We start from the raw sequence: 24,220 nt of genomic DNA, 5'->3' as shown, positions 1-24,220 counted from the left end.
TTTGCTCCCGAGAAAAAGTTCAACGCGGCGCCTGCAGCAGCCGCGTCACGTCCAGGCGATAGGCCTGCCAGGCAGGCAGGGCAGCGCTCGCGCATGCAAGCGCCAGGGCCGCTGGCGGAATCGCCCATTCCGCCGGTACCCAAGCCCAGCCGTCCAACGGCAGCGAACGCTGGGCCTGCAGGATCGAGCCTAGCAAAGCTGTCAAGCCGTGCCCGAGCGCCAGGCCCATCGCCGTACCGAGTGCCGCCAGCCAGAACGCCTCCATGCCGACCAACCATGCCAGCCGACGCGGCGGTGCGCCGAGCATGCGCAGCATGGCCAGGTCGTTGCCTCGCTCGCGCACCGCGTGATAAAGCCCGATGAACACCGACAGCGCTGCCACCAACAGCAGCACCGCGCCGAAGCCACGCAGCACGTCGGTGCCCACGCCGACCATGCGCAACAGCCGCGCTGTTTCCAGCGCCGGCGCGGCCGATTGCAGCTCGGCCTGGCTGTTGACCCAGCGCGGCAGGCTGACCGCCGCGAGCGGCGTGCGGTAGCGCACCAGCAGCAGTGTCACCTCGCGCTCCTCGGCGAGCAGCTGCCGGTCTTCCTCGTCGACCGCAGTCGCGGCTTCATGCACCTCCCAGACCGACGCGAGGTCGGTGAGGATCAGGCGGTCGACCACCGTGCCGGTCGGGCGCAGCACGCCGGTCACGGTGTACGGCGTGTCGCCGTGCGCCTCGCCTTCGCCGCCCAGGCCGTGCACGCCCGCGAAGCGGTCGCCGGCCTTCAACCCTGCTGTCCGTGCCACCTCGGCGCCGACCACCGCCTCGAGCGGTCGCGACCAGGCCCGGCCATCGGCGATCTCTGCGTGATAGTGCGAAAGATAGTCGGGCGTGGTGCCGACGATGCGGTAGCCGCGATAGCTGTCGCCCAGGGAAATCGGTACGACCTGCCCCACCATGGGGTGCGCACGCAGTTGCGCCACCGCACCGAGGGGGATGTTGCCGGTCGGCACGTCGAGATGGAACACCCCGGCAAGGATCAGCTGCATCGGGCTGCCCTTGGCACCGACGACCAAGTCGATGCCGCTCAGGTCTTTCTGCACCGACGCCTCGATCTGTTCGCTCGCCAGCAGCACGAAACTCACGGCCCCCAGACCCAACGTCAGCAGCAGCAGGTTGAGCAGCGTCACCAGCGGGCGCGACCAGAGGTACGTCCAGGACAGGCGCAGCAGATTCATGGCAGCCGCACCTGCTGCGCTTCGGGCCCGAGCGCACGCACGGCGCGCTCATCGTGCGTCGCGACGACCAGCGCTGCGCCGCCATCCTGTGCAGCCTGCCGCAGCGCTTGCACGACGGCCAACGCCGCTTCATCGTCCAGGCTCGCGGTGGGCTCGTCGGCAAGCAGCAGCGCCGGCCGGCGCACGAGGGCACGGGCCAGCGCAACGCGCTGCGCCTGGCCCACGCTCAGCTCATGCGGGCGGCGGCGGAGCAGCTCCGCCACACCCAGACGTCCCAGCACCTGCTCGACGGCCGCAGCATCCACGGCCGCGCCACCGGCCCACAGGGCCAGTGCGACATTGGCGTGCACGTCGAGGCTGTCGCTCAGGTGCAGGCGCTGCGGCAGAAAGCCGAGCGTGCGGCCGCGCCAGGCGTCGCGCTTGCGTGGCGGCAACGCGCCGACGTCCACGCCGTCGACGCGCACCTGGCCGGCCGCCGGCGTCAGCAGCCCCGCCACCAGGGCCAGCAGCGTCGATTTGCCGCTGCCGGACGCCCCGCGCAAGACCAGCGAGCCGCCACCCGGCACGGTCAGGTCGGGAAACGCCAACTCCGGCCCCTGTCGATAGCGATACCGCAAGCCGCGCAGTTCGATCATCCGCGCCGCACCTTGTCGGCGAAGGTCTTGCGGAACTTCTCGACCTTGGGCGCGACGACGAAGGCGCAGTAGCCCTGGTCCGGGTGGTTCTCGAAGTAGTTCTGGTGGTAGGCCTCGGCGGGCCAGTAGTTGTGCAGCTGGGCGATCTCGGTGACGATCGGCCGGTCGTACAGCTCGGCCGCCACATGGGCCACCACGCCCCGCACCACGGTCTCCTGTCCGGCACTGTGGAAGTAGATGCCCGAACGGTACTGCGTGCCGACGTCGTTGCCCTGCCGGTTCAACGTGGTCGGGTCGTGGATCACGAAGAAGATCTCGAGGATCTCGCGCAGACTGATGCGCGACGGGTCGAAAACGACTTTGACGACCTCCGCATGGCCGGTCTGGCCGGCGCACACCTGTTCATAGCTCGGCTGCCGCACGGCACCGTTCGAGTAGCCCGACTCCACGTCGAGCACGCCTTCGACGCGGTCGTAGACCGCCTCCAGGCACCAGAAGCAGCCCCCGGCGAGAGTGATGGTTTCCGTGTTCGCGGGGTTCGACATCGGTGGCCTCCATGAAAAGTGGCGGGAAGCGGCGAGCTTACCGAAGCCCGGCGTGGGCGTGTATTTCCTGCACAATCCCTGCCCATCGGGTCGTGCCGGCCCGTGGAAGTTCCGTACCTCACCCGTTCCCCTCGATCGCGCTGCGCACCCACATGCTCGAATCCCTGGCCTTCTTCAAGCCCGTGCTCACCGCGTTGCTGCTGCCGCCAGCCTCGCTCATCGTGCTGGTGCTGATCGGCGTGCGGCTGCTGCTGCCCCGCCGCGGCCTGGGTTTTTCGATCGTGCTGCTCGCCTGCATCGGGCTGTGGCTCACATCGACCCAGGGTTTTTCGCACGTGCTGCAGACTTATGTGCTGAAAGCGCCGCGGCCGCTGGGGCCGATCGACCTCGAATCGCTGCGCGACGAGGTGAAGGCCGCCGCCAGGACGGACCCCAAGGGCTCGTCGAGCATCGCCGTCGTTGTCCTCGGCGGCGGCATGGAGCCGCGCGCGCCGGAGTACGGCGTGTCGGACCTGAGCACCACCTCGCTGGAGCGGTTGCGCTATGGCCTGTGGCTGTCGCGCCAGATCGGTGCGCCCGTGGGCTTCAGCGGCGGGCTCGGCTGGGCGCAACTCGACGGCGAGCACCCCGAGGCCCGCATTGCGCAGCGCATCGCGCAGGAAGAGTACGGCCGCAGCCTGAAGTGGGTCGAGGACAGTTCTCGCGACACGCGCGAGAACGCCGGCCGCAGTGCCGCGCTGCTGCGCCATGCCGGCGTGAAGAAGGTGCTGGTCGTCACGAGTGCGTGGCACATGCCGCGCGCCGCGCGGGCGTTTCGCGAAGCGCTCGGCCCGGACATGACGGTGGTGCCGGCGCCAATGGGCTTGTTCGCCCCTCGTTCCGACCGTCTGCTCGACTGGCTGCCGAGCACCGAAGGCCTGGTTCAGAACCGGGTGGTGCTGCGCGAGTTGCTGGGGCTGCTGGCGGACGCCTGACAGCCCGGACCACAGCGGCCACCAATAGAAACCCCTCCAGGCCATTGCAGCCTGAAGGGGTGCGTGGCTCACGCCACGGTTCGGGGCTCCAGAGCGAATCGGTCCGGGGCTCCTGAGCGCAGAGACTGCGCAGGTGAAATACCTGCGTCATGCAGGCACCCCTAAGATAACGAGCGGCGCACCCGCGATCAAGTTCAGCTTTCCAATGGTGCGTGACGCACTCATTGCCCCGCACCATCGGCCGGCGGCGCGGCCATCAACCGGTCGAACAATCCGGCCACCCGCTGCTCGACTTCGGCGTCCATGCGGATCAGCCGGCCCCATTCACGGTCGGTCTCGCCGGGCCACTTGTGGGTCGCGTCCAGGCCCATCTTGCCGCCCAGGCCAGACACCGGCGATGCGAAATCGAGGTAATCGATCGGCGTATGGCCGACCAGCGTGGTGTCGCGCACCGGGTCGACCCGGGTCGTGATGGCCCAGATCACGTCCTGCCAGTCGCGGATGTTCACGTCATCGTCGGTGACCACGATGAACTTGGTGTACATGAACTGCCGCAGGAAGCTCCACAGCCCGAACATCAGCCGCTTCGCGTGGCCCGCATAGCTCTTGCGGATGCTGATGATCGCCAGGCGGTAGCTGCAACCTTCAGGCGGCAGATAAAAGTCGACGATCTCCGGAAACTGCTTCTGCAGGATGGGCACGAACACCTCGTTGAGCGCCACGCCCAGCACGGCGGGTTCGTCAGGCGGCTTGCCCGTGTAGGTCGAGTGGTAGATTGCGTCGCGGCGCATCGTGATGCGCTGCAGCTCGAACACCGGGAACCAGTCCTGCTCGTTGTAGTAACCCGTGTGATCGCCATACGGACCCTCGAGCGCGTGCAGGTAACCGCCCTTCTCTTTCAGCGGTACGCCGTGTTCGGAGACGCCGGTATAGCCGGCCGCCGCGGGCGGAACGTGGCCTTCCAGCACGATCTCGGCACTGGCCGGCACCTGCAGCCGCGATTCGCCTTCGCCGACACCCGAGGCGACCACCTCGGTGCGGCTCCCCCGCAGCAAGCCGGCAAACTGGTATTCGGACAACGTGTCGGGTACCGGAGTCACCGCCCCCAGGATGGTGGCCGGATCGGCGCCCAGCGCCACGGCGATCGGAAACGGCTGTCCCGGCCGCGCCAGGCCGAAGTCGCGAAAATCGAGCGCGCCGCCGCGATGTGCCAGCCAGCGCATGATCAACTGCCGCCGGCCGATCAGCTGCTGCCGGTAGATGCCCAGGTTCTGCCGCCGCCGCGGGTTCGGCACGCTTTGCGGCCCGCGCGTGATCACCAGGCCCCAGGTGACGAGCGGCGCCGCGTCGCCAGGCCAGCAATATTGAATAGGCAGCCGCGTGAGGTCGACTTCGTCGCCTTGCCAGACGACCTCCTGGCAGGGCGCGCTGCGCCCTTCACTCGGCTTCATGTCCCACAACGCCTTGGCCATCTGCAGCAGCTTGCCGGCGTCCTTGAGCCCCTTCGGCGGCTCCGGCTCCTTCAGACTTGCCAGCACCTGGCCGATCTGGCGCAGCTCGGAAACGTCCTGCGCCCCCATCCCGAAAGCGACCCGCTGTGGCGTGCCGAACAGGTTACCGAGCACCGGAAATTTGTAACCGACAGGTTTCTCGAACAACAAAGCCGGTCCGCCCGCTTTCAGCACGCGGTCAGCGAGCGCTGTCATTTCCAGCCGCGTGGACACAGGCTCCTGCACACGGCGCAGCAACCCACGTTCCTCCAGCTTGCCAACAAAGTCACGCAGATCGCGATATTTCATAACCAGAAGAAATTAGAGGTGAATCTCAAAGGCTTGACCGGTTATTTGGCGCATCCCTAGAATCCGCCCGTTCCCCAACTTAGGGGATTACCCGCACCGGTCAACGGTGCGACGCTGCCGATGCAAGTCAGCCGCCGTCCGCGTTGCGCCCCTGCGCAACGCCCCTCGAAGACGCGGCGCATTATCGCTGTCGGGTTCCATGAGCCGCTGCCTGCAGCGCTCGCGGTCGGACCCGGCGGCAGGAAAGGAGTGACATGACAGCGTTCGATTCCTTGCGCACCGTCCTCGTGGAGGCGCGCAACGCAACCGTCAGCTCGGTCACGGTGTTCGCCAAGGACGTCGGCCAGGGCCTGCTGGAGATCAGCCACAGCGGGCTCGCCTTCGTCGGCTTTCTCGTGCTGGCCGCCGCCGTCTTCACGTTCGGCCGGCCGGAATTGCGCCATGCCGTGGAAGTGCAGGCCCTCGGTTGGCTGCAAGCTCGCCAGGAGGCCAGACTCGAGGCTTCGCCCGAAGCCTTCCTGGACAGCCTGATCGAGCCGGAAGCCATCAGCCGGGCCACCGCGACCGACCCCGCCGAGCTGTCGAAGCAGCAAGCGGCCGTCACGCTGTGGCTGTCGCGCCGCTACCGGGTCGCTCCCGAGCCGATCGCCCGCCTCGTGAAGGAAGCCTGGCACGTCGGCCAGCGCTCCGGCGTCGAGCCCACGCTGATCCTCGCGATCATGGCCATCGAGTCCAGCTTCAACCCGTTTGCGCAGAGCTCGGTCGGCGCGCAGGGCCTGATGCAGGTGATGACCCGCGTGCACAACGACAAGTACGAGCCCTTCGGCGGCACGCACGCCGCGTTCGACCCGGTGACCAACCTGCGCGTCGGCGTGAAGGTGTTGCGCGAGTGCATCGCCCGCGCGGGCAGCCTCGAAGGCGGTCTGCGCTATTACGTCGGCGCGGCCAACCTGCCCGACGACGGCGGCTATGCCGCAAAAGTGCTTTCGGAGCAGTCGCACTTGCGCAACGTCGCGGCCGGCCGCCAGGTGCCGATCATGGCGCCGCACACCATCCAGACCGTCCAGACCGAGCCGCCCGCGGTGGAGCCGGCGGCATCGGAGCCCACACTGCAGCCGGCCTACGCTCCCGGCGAAAAGATCACGCAGGCCCCACCGCACCAGGTCGCCTGGGTGCGCTGATCCGCAAACTGCTCTTTCCACCAGGGCCCTTCGGGGCCCTGTGCATTTCATATCCAGTACACTTCGACCGCTGCACAACTGGCGATAGGGCCCAGGCACCGCGAAGGCGGCGCCAGCGCGCCCGAGGTGGTGAACCACCGGGAAGTGCAGCCGGCAGCTTGCCGCTTCAGCCGTTCGCCTGGGCAGCCCTCCGATGACGTCCGTTGCCGCGCCTTCCCTTGCGCGCAGCCGCCGAGTTGAGGGACTTCTTGCCACAAAGAGGACTGCCAATCATGTTTGACCGCTCCACCTCCACTGTTGCCAATGTCGACGCCGAACTCTGGTCTGCCATCCAGCAGGAAAATCGGCGCCAGGAAGAACACATCGAGCTGATCGCCTCGGAGAACTACGCCTCGCCGGCCGTGATGGCGGCGCAGGGCTCGCAGCTCACCAACAAGTACGCCGAGGGCTATCCCGGCAAGCGTTACTACGGCGGGTGCGAATTCGTCGACATCGCCGAACAGCTCGCGATCGATCGGGTGAAGCAGCTGTTTGGCGCCGAGCATGCCAACGTGCAGCCCAACTCCGGCTCGCAGGCCAACCAGGGCGTGTTCTTCGGGCTGCTGCAGCCCGGCGACACGATCATGGGCATGAGCCTGGCCGAAGGCGGCCACCTGACCCACGGCATGCCGCTGAACATGAGCGGCAAATGGTTCAAGGTGGTCAGCTACGGGCTGAACGAGCGCGAAGAGATCGACTACGACGCCATGGAACGCCTGGCGCACGAACACAAGCCCAAGCTGATCATCGCCGGCGCCTCGGCGTACAGCCTGCGCATCGACTTCGAGCGCTTCGCGAAAGTCGCCAAGGCGATCGGTGCGTATTTCATGGTCGACATGGCGCACTACGCCGGGCTGATCGCCGCCGGCGTCTACCCGAACCCGGTGCCCCACGCCGACGTGGTCACTTCCACCACCCACAAGAGCCTGCGCGGCCCGCGCGGCGGCATCATCCTGATGAAGGACCACGTCGCCAAGCCGATCAACAGCGCCATTTTCCCCGGCATCCAGGGCGGCCCGCTGATGCACGTCATCGCCGCCAAGGCGGTGGCCTTCAAGGAAGCGCTGGCGCCCGAGTTCAAGGTCTATCAGCAGCAGGTGCTGAAGAACGCCCAGGCCCTGGCTGAAACGCTGATGCAGCGCGGCCTGCGTATCGTCAGCGGCCGCACCGAAAGCCACGTGATGCTGGTCGACCTGCGCCCCAAGGGCCTCACCGGCAAAGAAGCCGAGGCCCTGCTCGGCCATGCCCACATCACCTGCAACAAGAACGGCATCCCGAACGACCCGCAAAAGCCGATGGTCACCAGCGGCATCCGCCTGGGTTCACCGGCGATGACGACGCGCGGCTTCAAGGAGGCCGAGGCCGTGCAGACCGCCCATCTCATCGCCGACGTGCTCGACAAGCCGACCGACGAGGCCCACACCGCGGCCGTGCGCGCCAAGGTCGGCGAACTGACCCGCCGCTTCCCGGTCTACGGCTGAGCCGTCTCCCCCTCGCCATGCGCTGCCCGTTCTGCGGACATGAAGAAACCCAGGTCGTCGAGACCCGGGAATCGGACGAGGGGGATGTGATCCGTCGCAGGCGGCGCTGCCTGTCCTGCGACACCCGCTTCACCACCTACGAGCGCGCCGAGGTGACGATGCCGTCGGTCGTCAAGAAGGACGGCAGCCGGGCCGAGTTCGACCCGGCCAAGATACGCGCCTCGATGACGCTGGCGCTGCGCAAGCGGCCGGTCAGCCTGGAGCAGATCGACGCCGCGCTGCAGCGCATCGAGCAGAAGCTGCGCTCCAGCGGCGTGCGCGAAGTGAACAGCTCCAAGCTCGGCGAGTTCGTGATGCGCGAGCTGAAGAAGCTCGACAAGGTGGCGTACGTGCGCTTCGCGTCGGTCTACCGAAGCTTCGAGGATGTGGACGAGTTCAGCCGGCTGATCAAGGAGATTTGAGCGCCGGACCTCAGTCTTTGCGGGGGAAGTAGAGCTACTTCCAGCATTCGGCGGCCGTGGCGCTGGCGCCGTCGACGTTGCGCTGCCCCCGGTTGTTCAGTGTCAAGGTGCCGCAGCGATCGCCGACCATCGAACCGGCGGGCACTGCCTGCAGCGTGTAGCCGGTGGCTGACAGCCCGTCGGCCAGTTCGATGGTGTAGCGGGGTGTGCCTTCAGCAGGCGAAGCCTGGAGGGAACCGGGCAGTTCCACCGCTGTGCCGTCACGTGTCTGGTCGTAGCGGTCGTTGGCGGCATAAAAGCGCTGCATGAATTGCGCTGCCTCGAGCAGCACCGTGCGCGCCTCGGCGCGCTGGCCGCGCCGCACGAACTCGGTGTAGCTCGGGTAGGCGATCGCCGCCAGGATGCCGACGATCGCCACGACGATCATGACCTCGATCAGGGTGAAGCCGGCGGATGCCTTCTGCTGGCGGAATTCTTGACGGGCCATGGTTTTCATCTCTTGCTCACTCTATCACTCGGTCAGTTGACGCCACCACCAGCGCTCGGGTGTCGGCAGGGGCAGGCAGGTCGAGGCGTTTGCACCGGAGGCGCCGCTGATGACAAACCGACGCTGCCCAGCCCCGCACGGGCCGTCTCCATTCGGGTCTCCGCTTCCGCCGCTGTCGGAGCACTGACCCAACTGCGCACAACCCGCCTGGCGCAGGATGACGTCCCGGCCGTCCCATCCGCCACCGTGCGCACCGGCCACGATCTGGTCGGAACTGTTGACCACCCCGTCGCCGTTGGTGTCGAAGATCGGCACGGCCGGCATGGCGCCGTTGAGCGGGTTGAGCAGCATATTGACCGCGACGCCGCTGTTCGCGTCCTCGCAAGGATTCAATACGCCTTCAGCCGACGGCGACATGGTCTCGAACAAGGTGTAGCCGAACAGGAACTGCGGCGACAGCAGGTTGCGCTGCCCGGCGACGATGGTCAGGGGCAGTGACCAGCCGCGGTGCAAGGTCCAGTCGAGAGGCGTCGTGGTGACGGTGTAGTAGACGGTGTCGCCGGCACCGCTGATCGTCGTGGTGTCGATGCTCTGGTTGACGATGCTCGTGGAGCTGGTGATGCGATCGGCGCTGGACCAGCCCCAGGTCGTGCCCGAGAGCGTCAAGACCTGCTGGTCCCACAGCCCGTATAGCGTCTGGCGCTGGGTACTCGTCTGGTCACCTTCCTCGTAGAGCTTGCCGGTCCCGACGAGCACCATGTAGCCGCCACGCGGGTGGTTCACGTACTGCGGCGCAGCCATGATGGGCTGGGGATTGTTCGCCGCATCGAGCGCGCGGTACAGCGGGTTGCCGCTGTAGGCGACACGCCAGCCGCTGGACGTGGTCGACGCCAGATCGAACTTCCACACATTGCCCTGCAGGTCGCCGGCGTAGGCGCCCACCACGACCCGGTTGCCGTCGCGGATCAAACGCACGCCGCCCAGCCCGTTGCCGGTGGCGGTGCCGGCCTGGATCTCGGCCATCAGCGCGCCGGTGCTCAGGTTGACGATGAACAGCCGCGCGTTGCCGCTCGCACTGTCCGGGCCGTTGCCGAAGATTGCGGCCCATTGGCCGTTTTTCATCAGGCCGACTTCCACCGGCGCCATCACATGGCCCAGTTCCGCGTTGACGGTGGAGTCGAACTCCCAGAGGACATTGCTCGCGCCCATGCTCGTCATGTTCGTGGTGTCCAGCGCATAGACGGCGCGCGCCCCGGCACCGGTACTACCGACCACCACATTGCGCCACGACCCGCTGAAGTAGGCGTCGCTTTCGGTCTGCTGCCCGTCGACGAAGTAGCGGTGCGTATACGACGAAGAGGCCAGCACCGGCAACGACGACAGGAGTGCCCGAGGGATGAAGGCGAAGGTCTCGCGCCCGGTGTTGTTACTGAACGCGTGCAACATGCCGTCGTTGCCCCCCACGAAGATGGCGCCGGTACGTGCTGCCTTGGCCGTCACGAAGCTGCGATAGGAATCGCGACCGGCGGTGCCCGTGGGCAGGTTCTGGTAGTGCATGTCGACCAGCCCGCCTACATACAGCGGCTGCGAATTCACGAAGTCGCCGAGGCGCGCGTTGCGGCGCCGGTAGGTGGTGCCTTCCTGGCTCGCGTCTCCTCGCAGATAGTTCACCAGTGCGGCCGAAGCCCCTGCGCCGAGTTCCGTGCGCATCGCGGCTGGCAGGGTGTCCCAGGTGAACTCGACGGCGCGCGGCGCCGCCGTGCCACGTGTACCGACGAAGATGTTCCGGTCGGCGTGGGCCGGCAGCGCCGCTTCGGCATTCCAGACTTCTCCCAGCTGTTGCCCGCTCGCGTCGAGTTCGTAGGCCGTCAGGTTGCCCGTCCAGGCCCCTGTACGATAGGTCGGCACGTACTTGCGGTTGCCGGCTTGCAGCGTGGCGGCCGCCGCAGCCACGCCCCCCTCGCTGGCCTCACGGTCGATGATCTCCTGCAGGATGCCGCTCAAGGCGCTGGCGAACTGCTCGGGGTCGCGTGCACTGAGGTAGCGGCCCCGGCTGTTGACCGCGGCATGCCACAGATCGTCCACCGTCGTGGGATGGTTGTTTTGCACCGTCGGCCAGTCCTCGGTGCCGGCCGTGATGGCGGCCAGATCGTCCGGGTAGGTTAGCGTGCCACCGACGCCGAGACCCACGGTGAAGTTCACCATGTGCTGCCAGAATGCCGGGTTGGTCGCGTCGGGTCGCACGCGGTTGCCCAAGGTCCCGTGCAGGTCGCGGTTCCAGTAGTACATCGCCAGATCGGCCAAGGTGCCGCCACCGGCGCTCATGTAGGGCCGGGAGGGCGTGTACTGGTAGCTGGCGCCTCCCGGGCCGGTGACCGTCGGGCCGCTCACGCCGTCGAAATCCCCGGTGCGGCTGGAACTGCGAGCGCCGCCGGTTTCGTTGGCATAGCCGTCCGTCATCAGGATGTGGTACGACTTGCGGCATTCCAGCGCGGCCGAGGTATCGGTGGTGCCCGGCGTGTTGCCCCAAGCGCCACGAGAGTCGGTCCACGAGTAATACTGACCGATGTCGTCCATCGCGCGCTTCAACGGCGTGCCCTGCGTGCTCCAACCTTGACCATGTAGCCACGTGAAGAAGGCTTCCCGGTCGGTGCCGGTAAACCGTCGCACGCCGCGCTCCAGCGTGCCGGTGCTCGCGCGGCCATCGACCGTCGTCTGGCCCTTGTTGATCTTGCCGTAGCCGACGCGCAGGCCCGCATCCGCTTCGAGCCCGGCAAACGCCTGGCTTGAAGCTCCCAGCGCGAGAAACTGCCGTGTACGGTAGTAGGTGAACCAGTTCGCGAAGTTCTGGTATTCCTGAGCCTGGGTACACGTCGCGGTGCTGCCCGACACGCTGCAGTCGGTGCGTCCAGGACCCCGCGTGAACGAGGTCGCGTCCATGATCCTGTAGCGTGTGAAATTGGTGTAGTTGTTGTTCGCGCCGTTCAGCAGGTAGTACGTAGCCGGCGCATACCGTTCTTGGCCGGACAGCGTGCCGCAGGTCGCGCCGGTCCGGTTCGCATCACCGGTGCCCGTGTTGTTGGCATTCCCGTTGCGATTGGAGCGGCACCACTCGACCGTCGAGGGTGCTTCGATCTCGCCGATCAGGTTGACTGCCAGCCCGTTGTTGATGGCATTGGTCTGCTGGGTGCTGGTCCCGACAGCCGGGCGGTTGGTCGGGTAGATCCACGCTGCTCGAGGATTCGCCGGCTCGAACTGCGTGCCGTCTGCGCTGTACCAGGGGTGGTAACGGATCTCCGGGTTGTAGTAGACCGTATTCCAGGCCGGCGAGCGCATGCGGGCGGCGATCAGGTCGTTCGTGCGGGTCGGAATGACCTGCGGGTTGTAGCTGGAGTTGTCCGACAGCACCCGTGCACGGCGATCCTGGTGATGGAACGCCATGCTGTAGCTCTCGACGTTGTTCGGCAGCGACGAGTCCGGCATGAACTGCCATTGCATGGAACCCGAATCGTCCAGGGTGTAGACGATGTTCGGATGCGCCGGGTTGGACGTGCGCGTGAGGAACGGCATCTGTGACGGTGCGGCCCATGCCGGCACGGCTTGCAGGCCGCTCAGCACGGCCGCCAGCACGGTGACGGCACGACCCGTCGCGACGCGGCGGGGCGCTTGTTTGGTCGAGGCGTTCATGTCACTCATCCTTGTCTGGGAATCGAGCGGTTTGCTGGGCGGAAGTCGCTTCATGGCAAGGCCCGGATGGTCGACTGAACAGTGGCCATCGCACCTGCCACCGCCAGCCCATCGTCGTCGCGTCGGAAGTCGGGGCTGTAGCCACGCGCCGTGATGCGGAACAGCTTCACCTCTTCGACGGGGAAGCCGCCCTGATCAAGGGGCGATTTCGAATCCGGCTTGGGAGACGCGCTACCGAAGGCATCCAGATAGTTGATCTGCTTGACCATGCACTGCGGCGTCACCGCATAGCTGAGGTTGTCACCCAGAAAATCGTCGGGCACCGCATTTGCAGCTTCCCAGTTGGTCTCGTTGCGCCACTCGTCTTCGGTTCCGCCATAGATCACGGCGATACCGAGTTCCTCTTCCGCCATGATGACGCGGTGCACCTCGCCCTCGCAGTAGCGAAGCGCCAGTTCGGCGGACTGGAACGCGAGGTTCTGCGCACGCATGTTCTGGCTGACCATGTCGCCGAACAGCGATGTGCGAATAGCGACCGCCGAGCTGACGCCGATCACCACGACCAGGATCAGCGCAATGACCAGCACCACGCCCCTGGACGACTGGCGCCCGACCGGGCGGCCCGCCCGGTTTCGATGTGCGGCGAACCGCGGTGTCGAAGCGTTCATCTGCATGCCTTTGGTTTCAAGGATTCACGACGGACGTGCGATTGCGCAGGCTGATCGTCGTGACCATCGCGCGCCGGATGCGTTGGTCGGCCTGCGTCGCAGTGTTGCCGTCGCAGTCGATGTACGGCGTGCCGGCTTGGTCGGCCGCGTTGTCGTCGGTGCGCAGGACCAGGCACAGGCGGACGCTCGTGACGGCGCACCAGGAGTTCGCTGCCAACGACCCCACCGTGCATGCGGCCAGCTCATCGGCTTCGAGGTAGCGAACCGATTCGCCGGTGAAAGCCGGGGGGTCGAAGAGCGTCGGGCCGGAAGGAATATCGTTGTTGACGGCAGCCACACCGTAGCGAATGCGCATGCTCTCGACGTTGTCGACCAGCACTTCCGGGCCGCCGCCGCCATTGCCACGGCAATACAGGGCCGGGTTGCCGGTCGCCGGGCTCACCGCCACGTAGAAGCGGTTGTCCACCCAGGCCCCGGCCGGCACAGCCGTGGCACCCAGGCAATCTCGCACCACTCCGCCGGGCTGCGTCCCGTCGTAGCGCACGACGATGGCATCGTTGTCGCCACCACCGCCGCAGGCAAGGCTGGCGACGTCGGCGACATCCGGATTGCTGAAACCATCGCGGCAACCGAACAGCATGCCGGCCGACGTGTCGAGCGAAGGCACGGCCGAGTCGGGCTGCCAGAAGCCGGCCATGCGCAGGTGCTGCGTCACGAGGCTCATCGCGATCTGCCCCTCATCGGTCAGGCGAGACTGCGCGTCGTGCTTGCGACCGGACAAACCGGTGCCGGACACGGCGATCAGGATCGCCCCGAGGATGACCGCGGCGATCGCGAGCGAGACGAGGATCTCGAGCAGGCTGCGGCCAGCCGACCGGCGCAGGAGGGAAACCGGCACGGGCTTGCTCATAGCGCGATCCTCATCGGCATACATTGCGGCAGCGGCGCGTCGGCATCTATGCCGTCACATTGCGAGGAGAAGGAGGCGGCGTCGCTGTCTTCGTCACTGCCCGGCGCCTCCGGGTCCAGCCACAGCACCCAGATGTTGTAGACGTTTGCGGCGGCCGCATCCTGCTGCACGAACAGCGCCCCTCCGGGCAGTGCCAGACGCACCGTGTTGCGCATCTGTGCCAGGTCGAGTGCCGCCATTTCGGCGCTGGTGCAGCGGGTCGTGTCGGCACACGTCGGTATCGTGACGGCCTCCGCTTCGCGATCGTAGGCCTCGGTGTACACGTACTGCCCGGCAATGGCGCCGGTCACGTTGGCCCGCATGCGGTCGGACAGGTCGATCGCCAGTTGGGTCGCCACCCCCCGGAATTGCGACATCTTGCCGTACTTGAACGCCACCGCATGCAGGCCCGCCATGGCCAGCATGCCGAACGACAGGATCAGGATGGCGACGAGCACCTCGATCAAGCTGGCGCCTCTGGCGCGCCCCAGGGCGCCGACGGACACGGTTCGCCGATTCATGCTCATACGCACACCTCGCCATCGGCCATGCGCGTGGAGCCGACGAAATTGACACACACCAGACGGCTCAAACGGGTGTAGTCGTCGGTGCCCTCGGGAACGGTGGGGCGGAACATGAAGCTGCCGGCGGCCCCCACTGCCACGCCACTGGCAAGAAAGGTAATGGCCGTCGTACCGACCCGCGTGATGCCGCCGCTGTTGACAACCGCGTCGTGTACCTGCACCACGACGTCGGTATCGTCGACCACGCCGGTGGCGCCACGATCGACAAAAACGACCCACCCGGTGGCCCAGTCGCCATCCGCCGCACAGGCGGGCGTTTCGGCCTGCGGGTCTTCTGTCCGGCAGACCGTGACGGGGGCCCCGCGCTTGATGGCTTCAGCGCGGGCCAGGCGCAACGCACTGGCCACTTCGCTGACCTGTCCGATTACCGCACGCCCCGCGACGAAGCTCTGAAAGCTGGGCACGCCGATAGCCACGAGAATCGCGGTAATGCTGATCACCACGAGTGCCTCGATCAGCGTGAAGCCGGCAGATGGTTTGCTTTTCATGGTCACCTTCTGGGTTGGTGCGACTGTAGTCCTGCCCCGGAAGCCTCACAATTCGAGCGCGACGACTGGTCCTCGTCGTGTGACGAATGGCGCCCGCCGCCCTCGCACCTTCCACAAGCCGAGAAACAATTCACGCCATGAGCGAGTCCGATGTTGCTGGAATGCGTCAAGCGCTCGGCGAGGCGCGCAACGCGCAGTTGCTTTGCCCGCCCAACCCCGCCGTAGGTTGTGTGTTGGTGCTGCCCGATGGCGTGAGGATCGCGGCGCACACGAGGGCAGTTGGCCAGGCCCATGCAGAAGCCGCCGCGCTGGAAATCGCACGAGAAATGGGCCGCTCGCCAGAAGGAGCGACAGCCTACGTCACGCTTGAACCGTGTTCTCACCACGGCCGCACGCCACCGTGCGCCGATGCGCTGGTGGCAGCTCGCGTTGCCCGAGTGGTGGTTGCGGTGGCCGACCCCAATCCGCTCGTGGCGGGCCGCGGCATCGAGCGCCTGCGCGCGGCCGGCATCCAGGTCGATGTCGGACTGCTGGCCGACGAAGCGCGCGAGCTGAACCTGGGCTTCTTCTCGCGCATGGTGCGTCGGCGTCCCTGGGTGCGCATGAAGATCGCCGCATCGCTGGACGGCCGCACGGCCCTGGACGATGGCACCAGCCAGTGGATCACCTCGCCCGAAGCGCGCGCGGACGGCCACCAGTGGCGGGCGCGCGCCGGTGCGCTGCTCACCGGCATCGGCACGGTGCTCGAGGACGACCCGCGCCTGGACGTGCGTGAAGTCGAGACGCCCCGGCAGCCGCTGCGCGTGGTGGTCGACTCGCGCCTGCAGACACCGGCGTCGGCCCGCATCCTGCAGCCCCCCGGTGACGTGCTCGTCTACGCCGCAAGCGAGGAGACCGCGCGCGCCGGCCCCTTGCGCGCGACCGGAGCGGAGGTCGCATGCCTGCCGAATCCCCATGGCAAGGTCGATCTGTTGGCGATGCTGAACGATCTGGCCGCACGGGGCGTCAACGAGCTGCATGTCGAGGCCGGGCACAAGCTCAACGGCTCCTTCGTGCGTGAAGACCTGGTCGACGAGTACCTGGTGTATCTGGCGCCCCGACTCCTGGGGCGCGGGCGGGACATGCTGGACTTCGGCCCCCTGGTCGCGTTGCGTGACGCGCCGCAGCTGGAGTTCCTGGAGATCGAGCGCATCGGTCCGGACCTGCGCATCCGCGCGCGTCCCCCCGGGCGCGACCGGTTCTGAGCGTCACCGACGCCCGCGCCTGCGACAATCTCGCCCATGTTCACCGGCATCGTCATCGGCCTCGGCCACATTCGTTCCGTTTCCACACTCGGCAGCAGCTCCGGGCACGGTAAGCGCCTGTCGATCGAGGCGCCGCCCGGCTTCCTCAACGACGTTCAGCTCGGCGACAGCATCGCCCTCAACGGCGCCTGCATGACCGTCACGAGCTTCGATCGCGAACGGCATACGTTCACGATCGAGATCTCGGCCGAAAGCCTGTCGAAGACCGCCGGCCTGGCCGACCCGGGCCCTGTCAACCTGGAAAAAGCGCTGCGCGCGCACGACCGGCTGGGCGGCCACCTGGTCAGCGGGCACGTCGACGGGCTGGGCAGCGTGACGCATTTCGCGCCCGTGGGCGAATCATGGGAGCTGCGGGTGCTGGCGCCGCGGGAACTGGGCCGCTTCCTGGCGTACAAGGGGTCGATCACCGTCAACGGCGTCAGCCTGACGGTCAACCGCATCGCCGACCAGCCCGAAGGCTGCGAGTTCAGCATCAACCTGATCCCGCACACGGTGCAGAACACCACGCTCGGCACGCTGCAGCCGGGCAGCCGCGTCAACCTGGAAGTCGACCTGATCGCGCGCTACGTCGAGCGCATGCTGAGTGCGGGAACCGCCCCCAACACCTGAACGCCCTTGGGGCGCCCACCTACAATGGCGCCCATCATGCCGATTTCCCCCGTTCCCGAGATCATTGCCGAGCTGGCTGCCGGCCGGATGGTCGTGCTTGTCGATGAAGAAGATCGTGAAAACGAAGGCGATCTGGTGCTGGCGGCCGAACACGTGACGCCAGCGGCAATCAACTTCATGGCCAAGCACGGCCGTGGCCTGATCTGCCTGACGCTCACGAAAGACCGCTGCGAGCGGCTGCAACTGCCGCCGATGGCAAGCCGCAACGGCACCAAGCACGGCACCGCGTTCACGGTCTCGATCGAGGCTGCCACCGGTGTGACCACCGGCATCTCGGCGGCCGACCGCGCGCGCACCGTGCAGGTGGCCGTCGCCAAGGAAGCCAAGGCCAGCGACCTGGTCCAGCCGGGCCACATCTTCCCGCTGCAGGCCCAGGAAGGCGGCGTGCTGATGCGCGCCGGCCACACCGAGGCGGGCTGCGACCTGGCCGGGATGGCGGGCTTGACACCGGCCGCCGTGATCTGCGAGATCATGAACGACGACGGCACGATGGCGCGGTTGCCGGATCTCGACATCTTCGCGCGCGAGCATGGCCTGAAGATCGGCACGATCGCCGACCTGATCGAGTACCGCAGCCGCAACGAGTCGCTGATCGAGCGCGCCGGCGAGCGGACGTTGTGCACGCCTCATGGCGAGTTCCGGTGCGTTGCTTTCCGCGACCGCTCCGAGGGCCTGCATCTGGCGCTCGTGAAGGGCCGGTGGAAAGAAGCCGACGAGGTGCTGGTGCGAGTGCACGAGCCGCTGTCGGTGTTCAACCTGCTCGACGCCGGCGAATGCCAGCACTCGTGGCCGCTGGGCAAGGCGCTTGCGCGGCTGCAGCAGGAGCCGGCCGCGGTGGCGGTGCTGCTCAACTGCGGCGAGTCGGTCGACGACCTGCTCGACCACTTCCGCGACGACGCGGTGCCGCGGCCCGCGGCGCGCGGCCAGATGGACCTGCGCACCTACGGTATCGGGGCGCAGATCCTGCGCGACCTCGGCGTGGCGCGCATGAGGCTGCTCGGCAGCCCGCGCCGCATGCCCAGCATGGTGGCCGGCTATGGTTTTGAAGTGACTGGTTTTCTCGGGCCGGAGCCGCGTTGAAGCGCTCTGCCTCTTTCCTCTCTCGAAGGACTTCCCATGCAAGGCGCTGACAAAGGCCAGGCCCCATCTCTCGACGGCAAGGACCTGCGCATCGGCATCGTCCAGGCGCGCTTCAACGAAGCCATCACGGGCAAGCTGGCCGAAAACTGCCTGGCGCAGCTGCATGATCTCGGCGTGGCGTCCAAGCACATCCAGCACGTGACGGTGCCGGGTGCGCTGGAAGTGCCGCTGGCGCTGCAAGCGCTGGCCGACGGCGAGCGCTTCGACGCGCTGATCGCGCTGGGCTGCATCATCCGCGGCGAGACGTATCACTTCGAGCTCGTCGCCAACGAAAGCGGGGCCGGCGTCACGCGTGTATCGCTCGACTACCAGGTGCCGGTGGCCAATGCCATCCTCACCGTCGAGAACGAAGCGCAGGCCTGGGCCCGTGTCGAGGAAAAAGGCCGTGACGCCGCCCGGGTGGCGGTCGAGATGGCGAACCTGTTGGAAGATTTGTCGTGACCTCTCCTGAAAAGAACCCGGCCAAGCCGGCCGCGAAGCGCGCGCCGCAGAAATCGGCACGCCGTCGCTCGCGCGAGCTGGCGCTGCAGGGCCTGTACCAGTGGCTGGTGTCCGGCTCGGACGCCGGCGAGATCGAGGCGCACGTGCGCGAGATCGAAGGCTACGACAAGGCCGACCGCGCGCACTTCGACGCCCTGCTGCACGGCTGCATCCGCGAAGCGGCCGACCTCGACGCCATCCTGACCCACCACGTCGACCGCAAGACCACCGAGCTGTCGCCGGTCGAGCATGCGGTGCTGATGATCGGCGCGTACGAGCTGAAGCACTGCATCGACGTGCCGTACAAGGTGGCGATCAACGAAGCGGTGGAGCTGGCCAAGAGCTTCGGCGGCACCGACGGCCACAAGTACGTCAACGGCGTGCTCGACAAGGCCGCGGTCGACCTGCGCCCGGTGGAGGTCGAGGCCGCGCGCAACGCCCGCCGCTGACACGCGCGCCCACCGTCATGAAACTCGCTGCGCGTACCGGGCTCATCGAGCCGTTCTACGTGATGGAGTGCGCGAAGGCCGCCGCCGAGATCGCACGCAGCCCCGTGTGCGACCCCGCGCAGGGCGGCCGGCCGATGATCTACCTGAACATCGGCGAACCCGACTTCACCGCACCGCCGCTGGTGCAGGAAGCCGCCGAGCGCTGCGTGCGCGGCGGCCTGACGCAGTACACGCCGGCCCTCGGGCTGGAAGCGCTGCGCGAACGCATCAGCACCTGGTACGCCGAGCGCTTCGGCGTGGCGGTGCCGGCCCGGCGCATCGTGCTGACGGCCGGTGCCTCGGGTGCGCTGCAGCTCGCCTGCCTGGCGCTCGTGGACGCCGGCGACGAGATCCTGATGCCGGACCCGAGCTACCCGTGCAACCGGCATTTCGTCGCCGCGGCACACGGCCGGGCGGTGATGGTCCCGAGCGGCCCCGATGCGCGCTTCCAGCTGACGGCGGCATGTGTCGAGAAGGCCTGGGGCGAACGCACGCGCGGCGTGCTGCTGGCGTCGCCGTCCAACCCCACCGGCACGTCGATCCACCCGGACGAGATGCGACGCATCGCCGAGCAGGTACGCGCTCGCAGCGGCGTGACGATGGTGGACGAGATCTACCTCGGCCTCAGCTTCGACGACACCTATGGCCACAGTGCGCTGGCGCTGGGCGACGACGTGATCACCGTCAACAGCTTCTCGAAGTACTTCAGCATGACCGGCTGGCGGCTGGGCTGGCTGGTGGTGCCGGACGAACTGGTGCCGGTGGTCGAGAAGCTCGCGCAGAACCTTTACATCTGCCCGTCCGCCGTCGCGCAGCACGCGGCCCTGGCCTGCTTCGAGGCCGAGAGTCTGGCCGAGTACGAACGCCGCCGCCGCGAATTCAAGGCGCGGCGGGACTTCCTGGTGCCGGCGCTGGAGCGGCTCGGCCTGCGCGTGCCGGTCCTGCCCGACGGCGCCTTCTATGCCTGGGCCGACTGCTCAGCGCATCACGCCAGCAGCTGGGACTTCGTGTTCGACCTGATGCAGCGGGCACAGCTGGCGGTGACGCCCGGGCGCGACTTCGGCACAGCGGACACGCAACGCTACCTCCGCCTGTCCTATGCCAGCCGGATGGACCTGCTGGAAGAAGCAGTTGACCGGCTCGAAAAACTTCTTCGCTAAAGCGTCAAGACGCGGATCGTCACAGCAAGTTACCCAATGGGCCGATTTGCGGGGCTTTTGTCACGCTTCCCGTTATTGAGCCCCCCTATCGCTTGGTCTAAGCTGCCACCGTGGAATTCCAGAAGACCGTCTTCGCGATGACGCCCGAACAGGCCCTCGAGGCCGAGCGTGCCGCCCTGGGCCGGTCGCGTCACGACGACAGCCGCTTCAGCGCCCCGGTTCCGCTCGGCTCCGACGCCGGCGACTCTTCCATCCTGGACCCGGTGCAGGAGCACGACCTGCCGACCATCGGCCACATCGGCCGCTACGCGCTGAAGTACCGGCTCGGCGAAGGCGGGCTGGGCACCGTGTACGCCGCACAAGACCCCCTGCTGTCGCGCCTGGTCGCCATCAAGACGCTGAGCCTCGAGCTTTCGCCGGAAGCGCGCGAGCAGTTCAACGCGATGTTCCTGAACGAGGCCCGCGCCGCCGCGGGCCTGAACCACCCGCACATCGTCACGGTGTTCGATGCCGGCACCAGCCCGCAAGGCGCGTACATCGCGATGGAGCTGCTCAAGGGCAAGGATTTGCGCCAGCTGCTGAAGGAAGGCTGGCGCCCGACCCCGGTCGAAGCCGCGCTGCTGGTGCGCCGCATTGCCGACGCGCTGTCGTATGCGCATTCCAAGGGCGTGGTGCACCGCGACGTGAAGCCAGCCAACATCTTCATGGTCGGACGCACGCAGCCCAAGGTGCTGGACTTCGGCATCGCCCGCGTCGCCAGCCAGCAGGACGGCTCGGGCTTTGACGATTTCGCCGCCGGCTCGCCCTACTACATGGCACCCGAGCAGGTGCGCCACGCGCCGGTGGACCGGCGCGGCGACGTGTTCTCGCTCGGTGTGGTGCTTTACGAACTGCTGACCGGCACCAAGCCCTTCACCGGCGCAACGCTGACCGAAATCGCCACCGCGGTGGCCACGCGCACGCCGGCACCGGCTCACGAGGTGAATCCGTCGGTGCCGACGGCGCTGTCGCTGATCGCCGCCCGGGCGATGGAGAAGGAGCCCGATCACCGCTACCGCTCGGCACGCGTGTTGTCGCGCGAGCTGCGCCATTGGCTCGACGAACAGGCAGAAGCGGCTCAGCAGGATGAACTCGAGGCCGACTCCCGCCGCTCGCGCCGCAAGCGCCGCGCCCTCGCCGTCGCCGCAGCGGTGGTGGTGGCCCTGACCACGGTCGTCAACCTCGCCGGCATGTTCGACGAGCCCGCACCGGTGGAGCCCGTCGCGACCGAGAGCGCTCCGTTGGTGGCCGAGGCCGCCTCGGCCGCCGAACTGCCAGCCTCGATGGCGCTCGACGCAGCCGAAACGCTGGTGGCCCCGGCAGTGGCCGCCTCCGACGTCGTGGTGGCCGAAGCGACGACCGACCCCGCCTCGGCGGCGGTGTTGCCGACGGCAACGGCGCCTGCCGCGCCGGCAGCGGCGGCGAAGCCCCCCGTCGAGAGCGCCCGCGAGCGCCGTGCGCGTGAGCGCGAGGCGAATCGCGCCGGCGCGAGTTCCGCCGCCCCTGCTGCGGTCGCCACCGGCCAGGTCCACCTGGCGATCAGCCCCTGGGGACATGTCGAGGTCGATGGCGCGCCGGCCGGCACCGTGCCGCCGCTGGGCTCGCTGACGCTGTCCGAGGGCCGGCACACGATCACCGTGCGCAACGACGCCTTCCCGCCGCACAGCGTGACGGTCAACGTCACGTCTGGGCAACCCGTGACCATCAGACACAAGTTCGGATCATGAGACTGCTGTGGATATTGGCGACCGCTTTGTCGGTGCTGCTGGGCGGTTGCGCGCAGATGCCGGCCCAGACGATGGGCATCACCGAGTTGGCCGAACGCCCTGCGGAAGGGGCGCTGCTGGCCGGCATCCGGGCCTACGAGGATGGCCAGTACCCGCAGGCCGAGAAGCGCCTGAACGAAGCGGTGCAGGCCGGGTTGACATCGGCGAAGGACCGGGCGGCGGCGCACAAGTACCTGGCGTTCATCTACTGCACCAGCCAGCGCGCTGCGCAGTGCGAGGCCGCTTTCCGGGCGGCCCGCGGTGCCGATGCGGGCTTTGCGCTGAGCAAGTCCGAGGCCGGCCACCCGCTGTGGGGCGCGGTCTACGCCCGCTCGCAGCGATAATTCGCTGTTTTCGTCTGCCTGCGCCGGCCGCTCGCCGGTGCCACCTTCGCTGCATGACCGACCCCTGGAGCCAGCCGGCTCGACCCTATGCCTTCCCGGTGCGCGTTTACTGGGAAGACACCGATGCCGGCGGCGTCGTCTTCTATGCGAACTACCTGAAGTTCTTCGAGCGGGCCCGCACCGAGTGGCTGCGCGAGCGGGGCTACAGCCAGGAGCGCATGCGGCAGGAAACCGGCGCGGTGTTCATCGTGGTCCATACTGCCGTGCGTTACGTGCTACCGGCGCGGCTCGACGACCTGCTGCAGATCACCGTCGAGGTGCGCGAGGCGGGCAAGGCGTCGATGGTGATCGCACAGCAGGCGTGGCGCGATGGATGCTTGCTGGCCGAGGGCGATATCAAAATCGGCTGCGTCGACGCGGCGACATTCCGGCCGCGGCGTCTTCCCGCAGAGATCCTTCAGGAAACAACTACATGAATCAGGACTTGTCGATCGTTCAACTGGTGCTGCACGCGAGCTTGATCGTGCAGCTGGTGATGGTGCTGCTGCTGGTGATGTCGCTGGCGAGTTGGACCATCATCTTCGGCAAGTACTTCGGCCTGGGCCGCGTGCGGGGTCTGAACGACGAGTTCGAGCGCGAGTTCTGGTCGGGCCGCAACCTCAACGACCTGTACAACCTGGCGTCCGACAGCCCCCGCAAGGGCGGGCCGATGGAGCGCATCTTCGCCTCCGGCATGCGCGAGTTCCTGAAGCTGCGCGAACGTCGCGTGAACGACGCCGGCGCACTGCTCGACGGCGCGCGCCGCGCGATGCGCGCGAGCTTCCAGCGCGAGCTCGACGCAGTGGAATCGCACTTGTCCTTCCTGGCGACCGTCGGCTCGGTGGCCCCCTACATCGGCCTGTTCGGCACCGTGTGGGGCATCATGCACGCCTTCACAGGCCTGGCCAACCTTCAGCAGGTGACGCTGGCCACCGTCGCACCCGGCATCGCCGAGGCGCTGGTCGCCACCGCGATCGGCCTGTTCGCGGCGATTCCCGCGGTGGTCGCCTACAACCGCTTCGCCCGCGACATCGACCGCATCGCCATCAAGCTGGAGACCTTCATCGAGGAGTTCTCCAACATCCTGCACCGCAACATCGGCCACGCCCCCGGCGTGCCGGGCCAGCCGGGAGTGCACTGACCATGCCGGCGGTGACTGCACGTGCCGGTTCGCGCCGGCGCACCATCAGCGAGATGAACATGGTGCCCTTCATCGACGTGATGCTGGTGCTGCTGATCATCTTCATGGTCAGTGCGCCGCTGATCACCACCGGCGTCGTCGACCTGCCCACCGTGGGCAAGGCGTCCAGCAAGCCCGATCGCGTGATCGAGGTGGTGGTCGGCGTCGACGAAGCATTGAAACTTCGCGTCGACGGCAAGGACCAAGGCTCGGTCACCCTGGCCCGCCTGGTGGGCGAGGTCCGGGCGGCCCAGAAAGGCGCGCAGAACGCGCCGGTGGTCATTTCGGCCGACAAGGCGGCCAAGTACGACGCAGTGGTCAAGGTGATGGACCGTCTGCGCCAGGGCGGCGTCGAGCGGGTCGGCCTGCTGACCAAGACCACCGGATGAGCCTCGCGAACACCGAAGT

Annotated in this window: 25 protein-coding genes and 1 riboswitch; of the genes, 15 read left to right on the top strand and 10 right to left on the bottom strand. The window is 67.5% G+C overall.

Annotated features, from left to right (window positions below; genetic code table 11):
- Positions 1 to 19 precede the first annotated feature (19 nt).
- Genes M8A51_RS08985 through msrA form a run of 3 tightly spaced genes read right to left on the bottom strand, consistent with a single transcriptional unit; the run spans position 20 to position 2,405 of the window.
- The gene (locus tag M8A51_RS08985) at positions 20 to 1,225 is read right to left on the bottom strand and encodes an ABC transporter permease (protein ID WP_251777868.1); all 1,206 of its coding nucleotides are present in this window, start codon (positions 1,223 to 1,225) and stop codon (positions 20 to 22) included.
- Positions 1,222 to 1,860, bottom strand: coding sequence for an ABC transporter ATP-binding protein (locus M8A51_RS08980; RefSeq protein ID WP_251777867.1), 639 nt, complete (start codon positions 1,858 to 1,860; stop codon positions 1,222 to 1,224). The genes M8A51_RS08985 and M8A51_RS08980 overlap by 4 nt, the downstream gene beginning before the upstream one ends.
- Entirely contained in the window at positions 1,857 to 2,405 is a 549-nt protein-coding gene (msrA, locus tag M8A51_RS08975; protein ID WP_251777866.1) for a peptide-methionine (S)-S-oxide reductase MsrA, read from the bottom strand. The genes M8A51_RS08980 and msrA overlap by 4 nt, the downstream gene beginning before the upstream one ends.
- Before the next feature lie 152 nt (positions 2,406 to 2,557).
- Here msrA and M8A51_RS08970 point away from each other — a divergent pair, with 152 nt between their 5' ends.
- Positions 2,558 to 3,379 (top strand): YdcF family protein, encoded by an 822-nt coding sequence (locus M8A51_RS08970; RefSeq protein ID WP_251777865.1) that lies wholly within the window; start codon positions 2,558 to 2,560, stop codon positions 3,377 to 3,379.
- A 221-nt stretch (positions 3,380 to 3,600) separates the two neighbouring features.
- On the opposite strand, the gene ubiD is transcribed toward M8A51_RS08970, so the two are convergent.
- Entirely contained in the window at positions 3,601 to 5,178 is a 1,578-nt protein-coding gene (gene ubiD / locus M8A51_RS08965; RefSeq protein WP_251777864.1) for a 4-hydroxy-3-polyprenylbenzoate decarboxylase, read from the bottom strand.
- 254 nt (positions 5,179 to 5,432) lie between these two features.
- On the opposite strand from ubiD, the gene M8A51_RS08960 reads away from it, so the two are divergent.
- The 3 genes from M8A51_RS08960 (at position 5,433) to nrdR (ending at position 8,340) form a co-directional block, all read left to right on the top strand.
- Entirely contained in the window at positions 5,433 to 6,359 is a 927-nt protein-coding gene (locus M8A51_RS08960) for a lytic transglycosylase domain-containing protein (RefSeq protein WP_251777863.1), read from the top strand.
- A 64-nt stretch (positions 6,360 to 6,423) separates the two neighbouring features.
- Positions 6,424 to 6,550: riboswitch (ZMP/ZTP riboswitch) on the top strand.
- An 81-nt stretch (positions 6,551 to 6,631) separates the two neighbouring features.
- Positions 6,632 to 7,879, top strand: a complete 1,248-nt coding sequence (glyA, locus tag M8A51_RS08955) for a serine hydroxymethyltransferase (RefSeq protein ID WP_251777862.1) — start codon at positions 6,632 to 6,634, stop codon at positions 7,877 to 7,879.
- Positions 7,880 to 7,896: 17 nt separating this feature from the next.
- Positions 7,897 to 8,340: a transcriptional regulator NrdR gene (nrdR, locus tag M8A51_RS08950; protein ID WP_251777861.1), complete on the top strand. Its 444-nt coding sequence runs from the start codon at positions 7,897 to 7,899 to the stop codon at positions 8,338 to 8,340.
- 34 nt (positions 8,341 to 8,374) lie between these two features.
- Here nrdR and M8A51_RS08945 read toward each other — a convergent pair whose 3' ends face one another.
- Genes M8A51_RS08945 through M8A51_RS08920 form a run of 6 tightly spaced genes read right to left on the bottom strand, consistent with a single transcriptional unit; the run spans position 8,375 to position 15,203 of the window.
- Positions 8,375 to 8,827, bottom strand: a complete 453-nt coding sequence (locus M8A51_RS08945; protein ID WP_251777860.1) for a type IV pilin protein — start codon at positions 8,825 to 8,827, stop codon at positions 8,375 to 8,377.
- A 24-nt stretch (positions 8,828 to 8,851) separates the two neighbouring features.
- Positions 8,852 to 12,514 carry a pilus assembly protein gene (locus M8A51_RS08940; RefSeq protein ID WP_251777859.1) on the bottom strand — a complete coding sequence of 1,221 codons (3,663 nt, stop codon included), beginning with the start codon at positions 12,512 to 12,514 and terminating at the stop codon, positions 8,852 to 8,854.
- Positions 12,515 to 12,564: 50 nt separating this feature from the next.
- Positions 12,565 to 13,188, bottom strand: coding sequence for a pilus assembly PilX family protein (locus M8A51_RS08935; protein ID WP_251777858.1), 624 nt, complete (start codon positions 13,186 to 13,188; stop codon positions 12,565 to 12,567).
- Between the two features lie 10 nt (positions 13,189 to 13,198).
- Positions 13,199 to 14,092 carry a PilW family protein gene (locus M8A51_RS08930; protein WP_251777857.1) on the bottom strand — a complete coding sequence of 298 codons (894 nt, stop codon included), beginning with the start codon at positions 14,090 to 14,092 and terminating at the stop codon, positions 13,199 to 13,201.
- Positions 14,089 to 14,652 carry a type IV pilus modification protein PilV gene (pilV, locus tag M8A51_RS08925; protein ID WP_251777856.1) on the bottom strand — a complete coding sequence of 188 codons (564 nt, stop codon included), beginning with the start codon at positions 14,650 to 14,652 and terminating at the stop codon, positions 14,089 to 14,091. The genes M8A51_RS08930 and pilV overlap by 4 nt, the downstream gene beginning before the upstream one ends.
- Positions 14,653 to 14,654: 2 nt before the next feature.
- Positions 14,655 to 15,203, bottom strand: a complete 549-nt coding sequence (locus M8A51_RS08920; RefSeq protein ID WP_251777855.1) for a GspH/FimT family pseudopilin — start codon at positions 15,201 to 15,203, stop codon at positions 14,655 to 14,657.
- A 137-nt stretch (positions 15,204 to 15,340) separates the two neighbouring features.
- Here M8A51_RS08920 and ribD point away from each other — a divergent pair, with 137 nt between their 5' ends.
- The 11 genes from ribD (at position 15,341) to tolR (ending at position 24,201) form a co-directional block, all read left to right on the top strand.
- The gene (gene ribD, locus M8A51_RS08915) at positions 15,341 to 16,447 is read left to right on the top strand and encodes a bifunctional diaminohydroxyphosphoribosylaminopyrimidine deaminase/5-amino-6-(5-phosphoribosylamino)uracil reductase RibD (protein ID WP_251777854.1); all 1,107 of its coding nucleotides are present in this window, start codon (positions 15,341 to 15,343) and stop codon (positions 16,445 to 16,447) included.
- Positions 16,448 to 16,483: 36 nt separating this feature from the next.
- Positions 16,484 to 17,116 (top strand): riboflavin synthase, encoded by a 633-nt coding sequence (locus M8A51_RS08910; protein WP_251777853.1) that lies wholly within the window; start codon positions 16,484 to 16,486, stop codon positions 17,114 to 17,116.
- A gap of 36 nt (positions 17,117 to 17,152) precedes the next feature.
- Positions 17,153 to 18,256 carry a bifunctional 3,4-dihydroxy-2-butanone-4-phosphate synthase/GTP cyclohydrolase II gene (gene ribBA, locus M8A51_RS08905; protein WP_251777852.1) on the top strand — a complete coding sequence of 368 codons (1,104 nt, stop codon included), beginning with the start codon at positions 17,153 to 17,155 and terminating at the stop codon, positions 18,254 to 18,256.
- 36 nt (positions 18,257 to 18,292) lie between these two features.
- Entirely contained in the window at positions 18,293 to 18,757 is a 465-nt protein-coding gene (ribH, locus tag M8A51_RS08900; protein ID WP_251777851.1) for a 6,7-dimethyl-8-ribityllumazine synthase, read from the top strand.
- Positions 18,754 to 19,245, top strand: a complete 492-nt coding sequence (nusB, locus tag M8A51_RS08895) for a transcription antitermination factor NusB (protein WP_251777850.1) — start codon at positions 18,754 to 18,756, stop codon at positions 19,243 to 19,245. Before ribH ends, nusB begins: the two co-directional genes overlap by 4 nt.
- A 17-nt stretch (positions 19,246 to 19,262) precedes the next feature.
- Positions 19,263 to 20,444: a pyridoxal phosphate-dependent aminotransferase gene (locus M8A51_RS08890; protein ID WP_251777849.1), complete on the top strand. Its 1,182-nt coding sequence runs from the start codon at positions 19,263 to 19,265 to the stop codon at positions 20,442 to 20,444.
- Positions 20,445 to 20,554: 110 nt separating this feature from the next.
- Positions 20,555 to 22,210, top strand: coding sequence for a serine/threonine-protein kinase (locus M8A51_RS08885; protein WP_251777848.1), 1,656 nt, complete (start codon positions 20,555 to 20,557; stop codon positions 22,208 to 22,210).
- Positions 22,207 to 22,593, top strand: a complete 387-nt coding sequence (locus tag M8A51_RS08880) for a TssQ family T6SS-associated lipoprotein (RefSeq protein ID WP_251777847.1) — start codon at positions 22,207 to 22,209, stop codon at positions 22,591 to 22,593. Before M8A51_RS08885 ends, M8A51_RS08880 begins: the two co-directional genes overlap by 4 nt.
- A gap of 53 nt (positions 22,594 to 22,646) precedes the next feature.
- Positions 22,647 to 23,069: a tol-pal system-associated acyl-CoA thioesterase gene (ybgC, locus tag M8A51_RS08875; protein WP_251777846.1), complete on the top strand. Its 423-nt coding sequence runs from the start codon at positions 22,647 to 22,649 to the stop codon at positions 23,067 to 23,069.
- On the top strand, positions 23,066 to 23,773 hold the full coding sequence (tolQ, locus tag M8A51_RS08870) for a protein TolQ (RefSeq protein WP_251777845.1): 708 nt from the start codon (positions 23,066 to 23,068) through the stop codon (positions 23,771 to 23,773). The genes ybgC and tolQ overlap by 4 nt, the downstream gene beginning before the upstream one ends.
- 2 nt (positions 23,774 to 23,775) lie before the next feature.
- Complete coding sequence (gene tolR, locus M8A51_RS08865; RefSeq protein ID WP_251777844.1) at positions 23,776 to 24,201, top strand: protein TolR; 426 nt, start codon at positions 23,776 to 23,778, stop codon at positions 24,199 to 24,201.
- The last annotated feature ends 19 nt before the right edge of the window (positions 24,202 to 24,220 follow it).

Source organism: Caldimonas mangrovi (genome assembly GCF_023721835.1).
Lineage (GTDB): Bacteria > Pseudomonadota > Gammaproteobacteria > Burkholderiales > Burkholderiaceae_C > Caldimonas > Caldimonas mangrovi.
This window is presented reverse-complemented; position numbering and strand designations above follow the sequence as displayed.

Coding starts and splice junctions, on each gene's coding strand:
- nrdR (WP_251777861.1), top strand. CDS start 7,897: ATGCGCTGCCCGTTCTGCGGACATGAAGAAACCCAGGTCGTCGAGACC.
- M8A51_RS08980 (WP_251777867.1), bottom strand. CDS start 1,860: ATGATCGAACTGCGCGGCTTGCGGTATCGCTATCGACAGGGGCCGGAG.
- M8A51_RS08890 (WP_251777849.1), top strand. CDS start 19,263: ATGAAACTCGCTGCGCGTACCGGGCTCATCGAGCCGTTCTACGTGATG.
- M8A51_RS08945 (WP_251777860.1), bottom strand. CDS start 8,827: ATGGCCCGTCAAGAATTCCGCCAGCAGAAGGCATCCGCCGGCTTCACC.
- tolQ (WP_251777845.1), top strand. CDS start 23,066: ATGAATCAGGACTTGTCGATCGTTCAACTGGTGCTGCACGCGAGCTTG.
- ribBA (WP_251777852.1), top strand. CDS start 17,153: ATGCCGATTTCCCCCGTTCCCGAGATCATTGCCGAGCTGGCTGCCGGC.
- M8A51_RS08960 (WP_251777863.1), top strand. CDS start 5,433: ATGACAGCGTTCGATTCCTTGCGCACCGTCCTCGTGGAGGCGCGCAAC.
- M8A51_RS08910 (WP_251777853.1), top strand. CDS start 16,484: ATGTTCACCGGCATCGTCATCGGCCTCGGCCACATTCGTTCCGTTTCC.
- pilV (WP_251777856.1), bottom strand. CDS start 14,652: ATGAATCGGCGAACCGTGTCCGTCGGCGCCCTGGGGCGCGCCAGAGGC.
- ubiD (WP_251777864.1), bottom strand. CDS start 5,178: ATGAAATATCGCGATCTGCGTGACTTTGTTGGCAAGCTGGAGGAACGT.
- M8A51_RS08920 (WP_251777855.1), bottom strand. CDS start 15,203: ATGAAAAGCAAACCATCTGCCGGCTTCACGCTGATCGAGGCACTCGTG.
- glyA (WP_251777862.1), top strand. CDS start 6,632: ATGTTTGACCGCTCCACCTCCACTGTTGCCAATGTCGACGCCGAACTC.
- ribH (WP_251777851.1), top strand. CDS start 18,293: ATGCAAGGCGCTGACAAAGGCCAGGCCCCATCTCTCGACGGCAAGGAC.
- M8A51_RS08940 (WP_251777859.1), bottom strand. CDS start 12,514: ATGAACGCCTCGACCAAACAAGCGCCCCGCCGCGTCGCGACGGGTCGT.
- M8A51_RS08880 (WP_251777847.1), top strand. CDS start 22,207: ATGAGACTGCTGTGGATATTGGCGACCGCTTTGTCGGTGCTGCTGGGC.
- M8A51_RS08985 (WP_251777868.1), bottom strand. CDS start 1,225: ATGAATCTGCTGCGCCTGTCCTGGACGTACCTCTGGTCGCGCCCGCTG.
- M8A51_RS08935 (WP_251777858.1), bottom strand. CDS start 13,188: ATGCAGATGAACGCTTCGACACCGCGGTTCGCCGCACATCGAAACCGG.
- ribD (WP_251777854.1), top strand. CDS start 15,341: ATGAGCGAGTCCGATGTTGCTGGAATGCGTCAAGCGCTCGGCGAGGCG.
- ybgC (WP_251777846.1), top strand. CDS start 22,647: ATGACCGACCCCTGGAGCCAGCCGGCTCGACCCTATGCCTTCCCGGTG.
- M8A51_RS08930 (WP_251777857.1), bottom strand. CDS start 14,092: ATGAGCAAGCCCGTGCCGGTTTCCCTCCTGCGCCGGTCGGCTGGCCGC.
- M8A51_RS08970 (WP_251777865.1), top strand. CDS start 2,558: ATGCTCGAATCCCTGGCCTTCTTCAAGCCCGTGCTCACCGCGTTGCTG.
- msrA (WP_251777866.1), bottom strand. CDS start 2,405: ATGTCGAACCCCGCGAACACGGAAACCATCACTCTCGCCGGGGGCTGC.
- tolR (WP_251777844.1), top strand. CDS start 23,776: ATGCCGGCGGTGACTGCACGTGCCGGTTCGCGCCGGCGCACCATCAGC.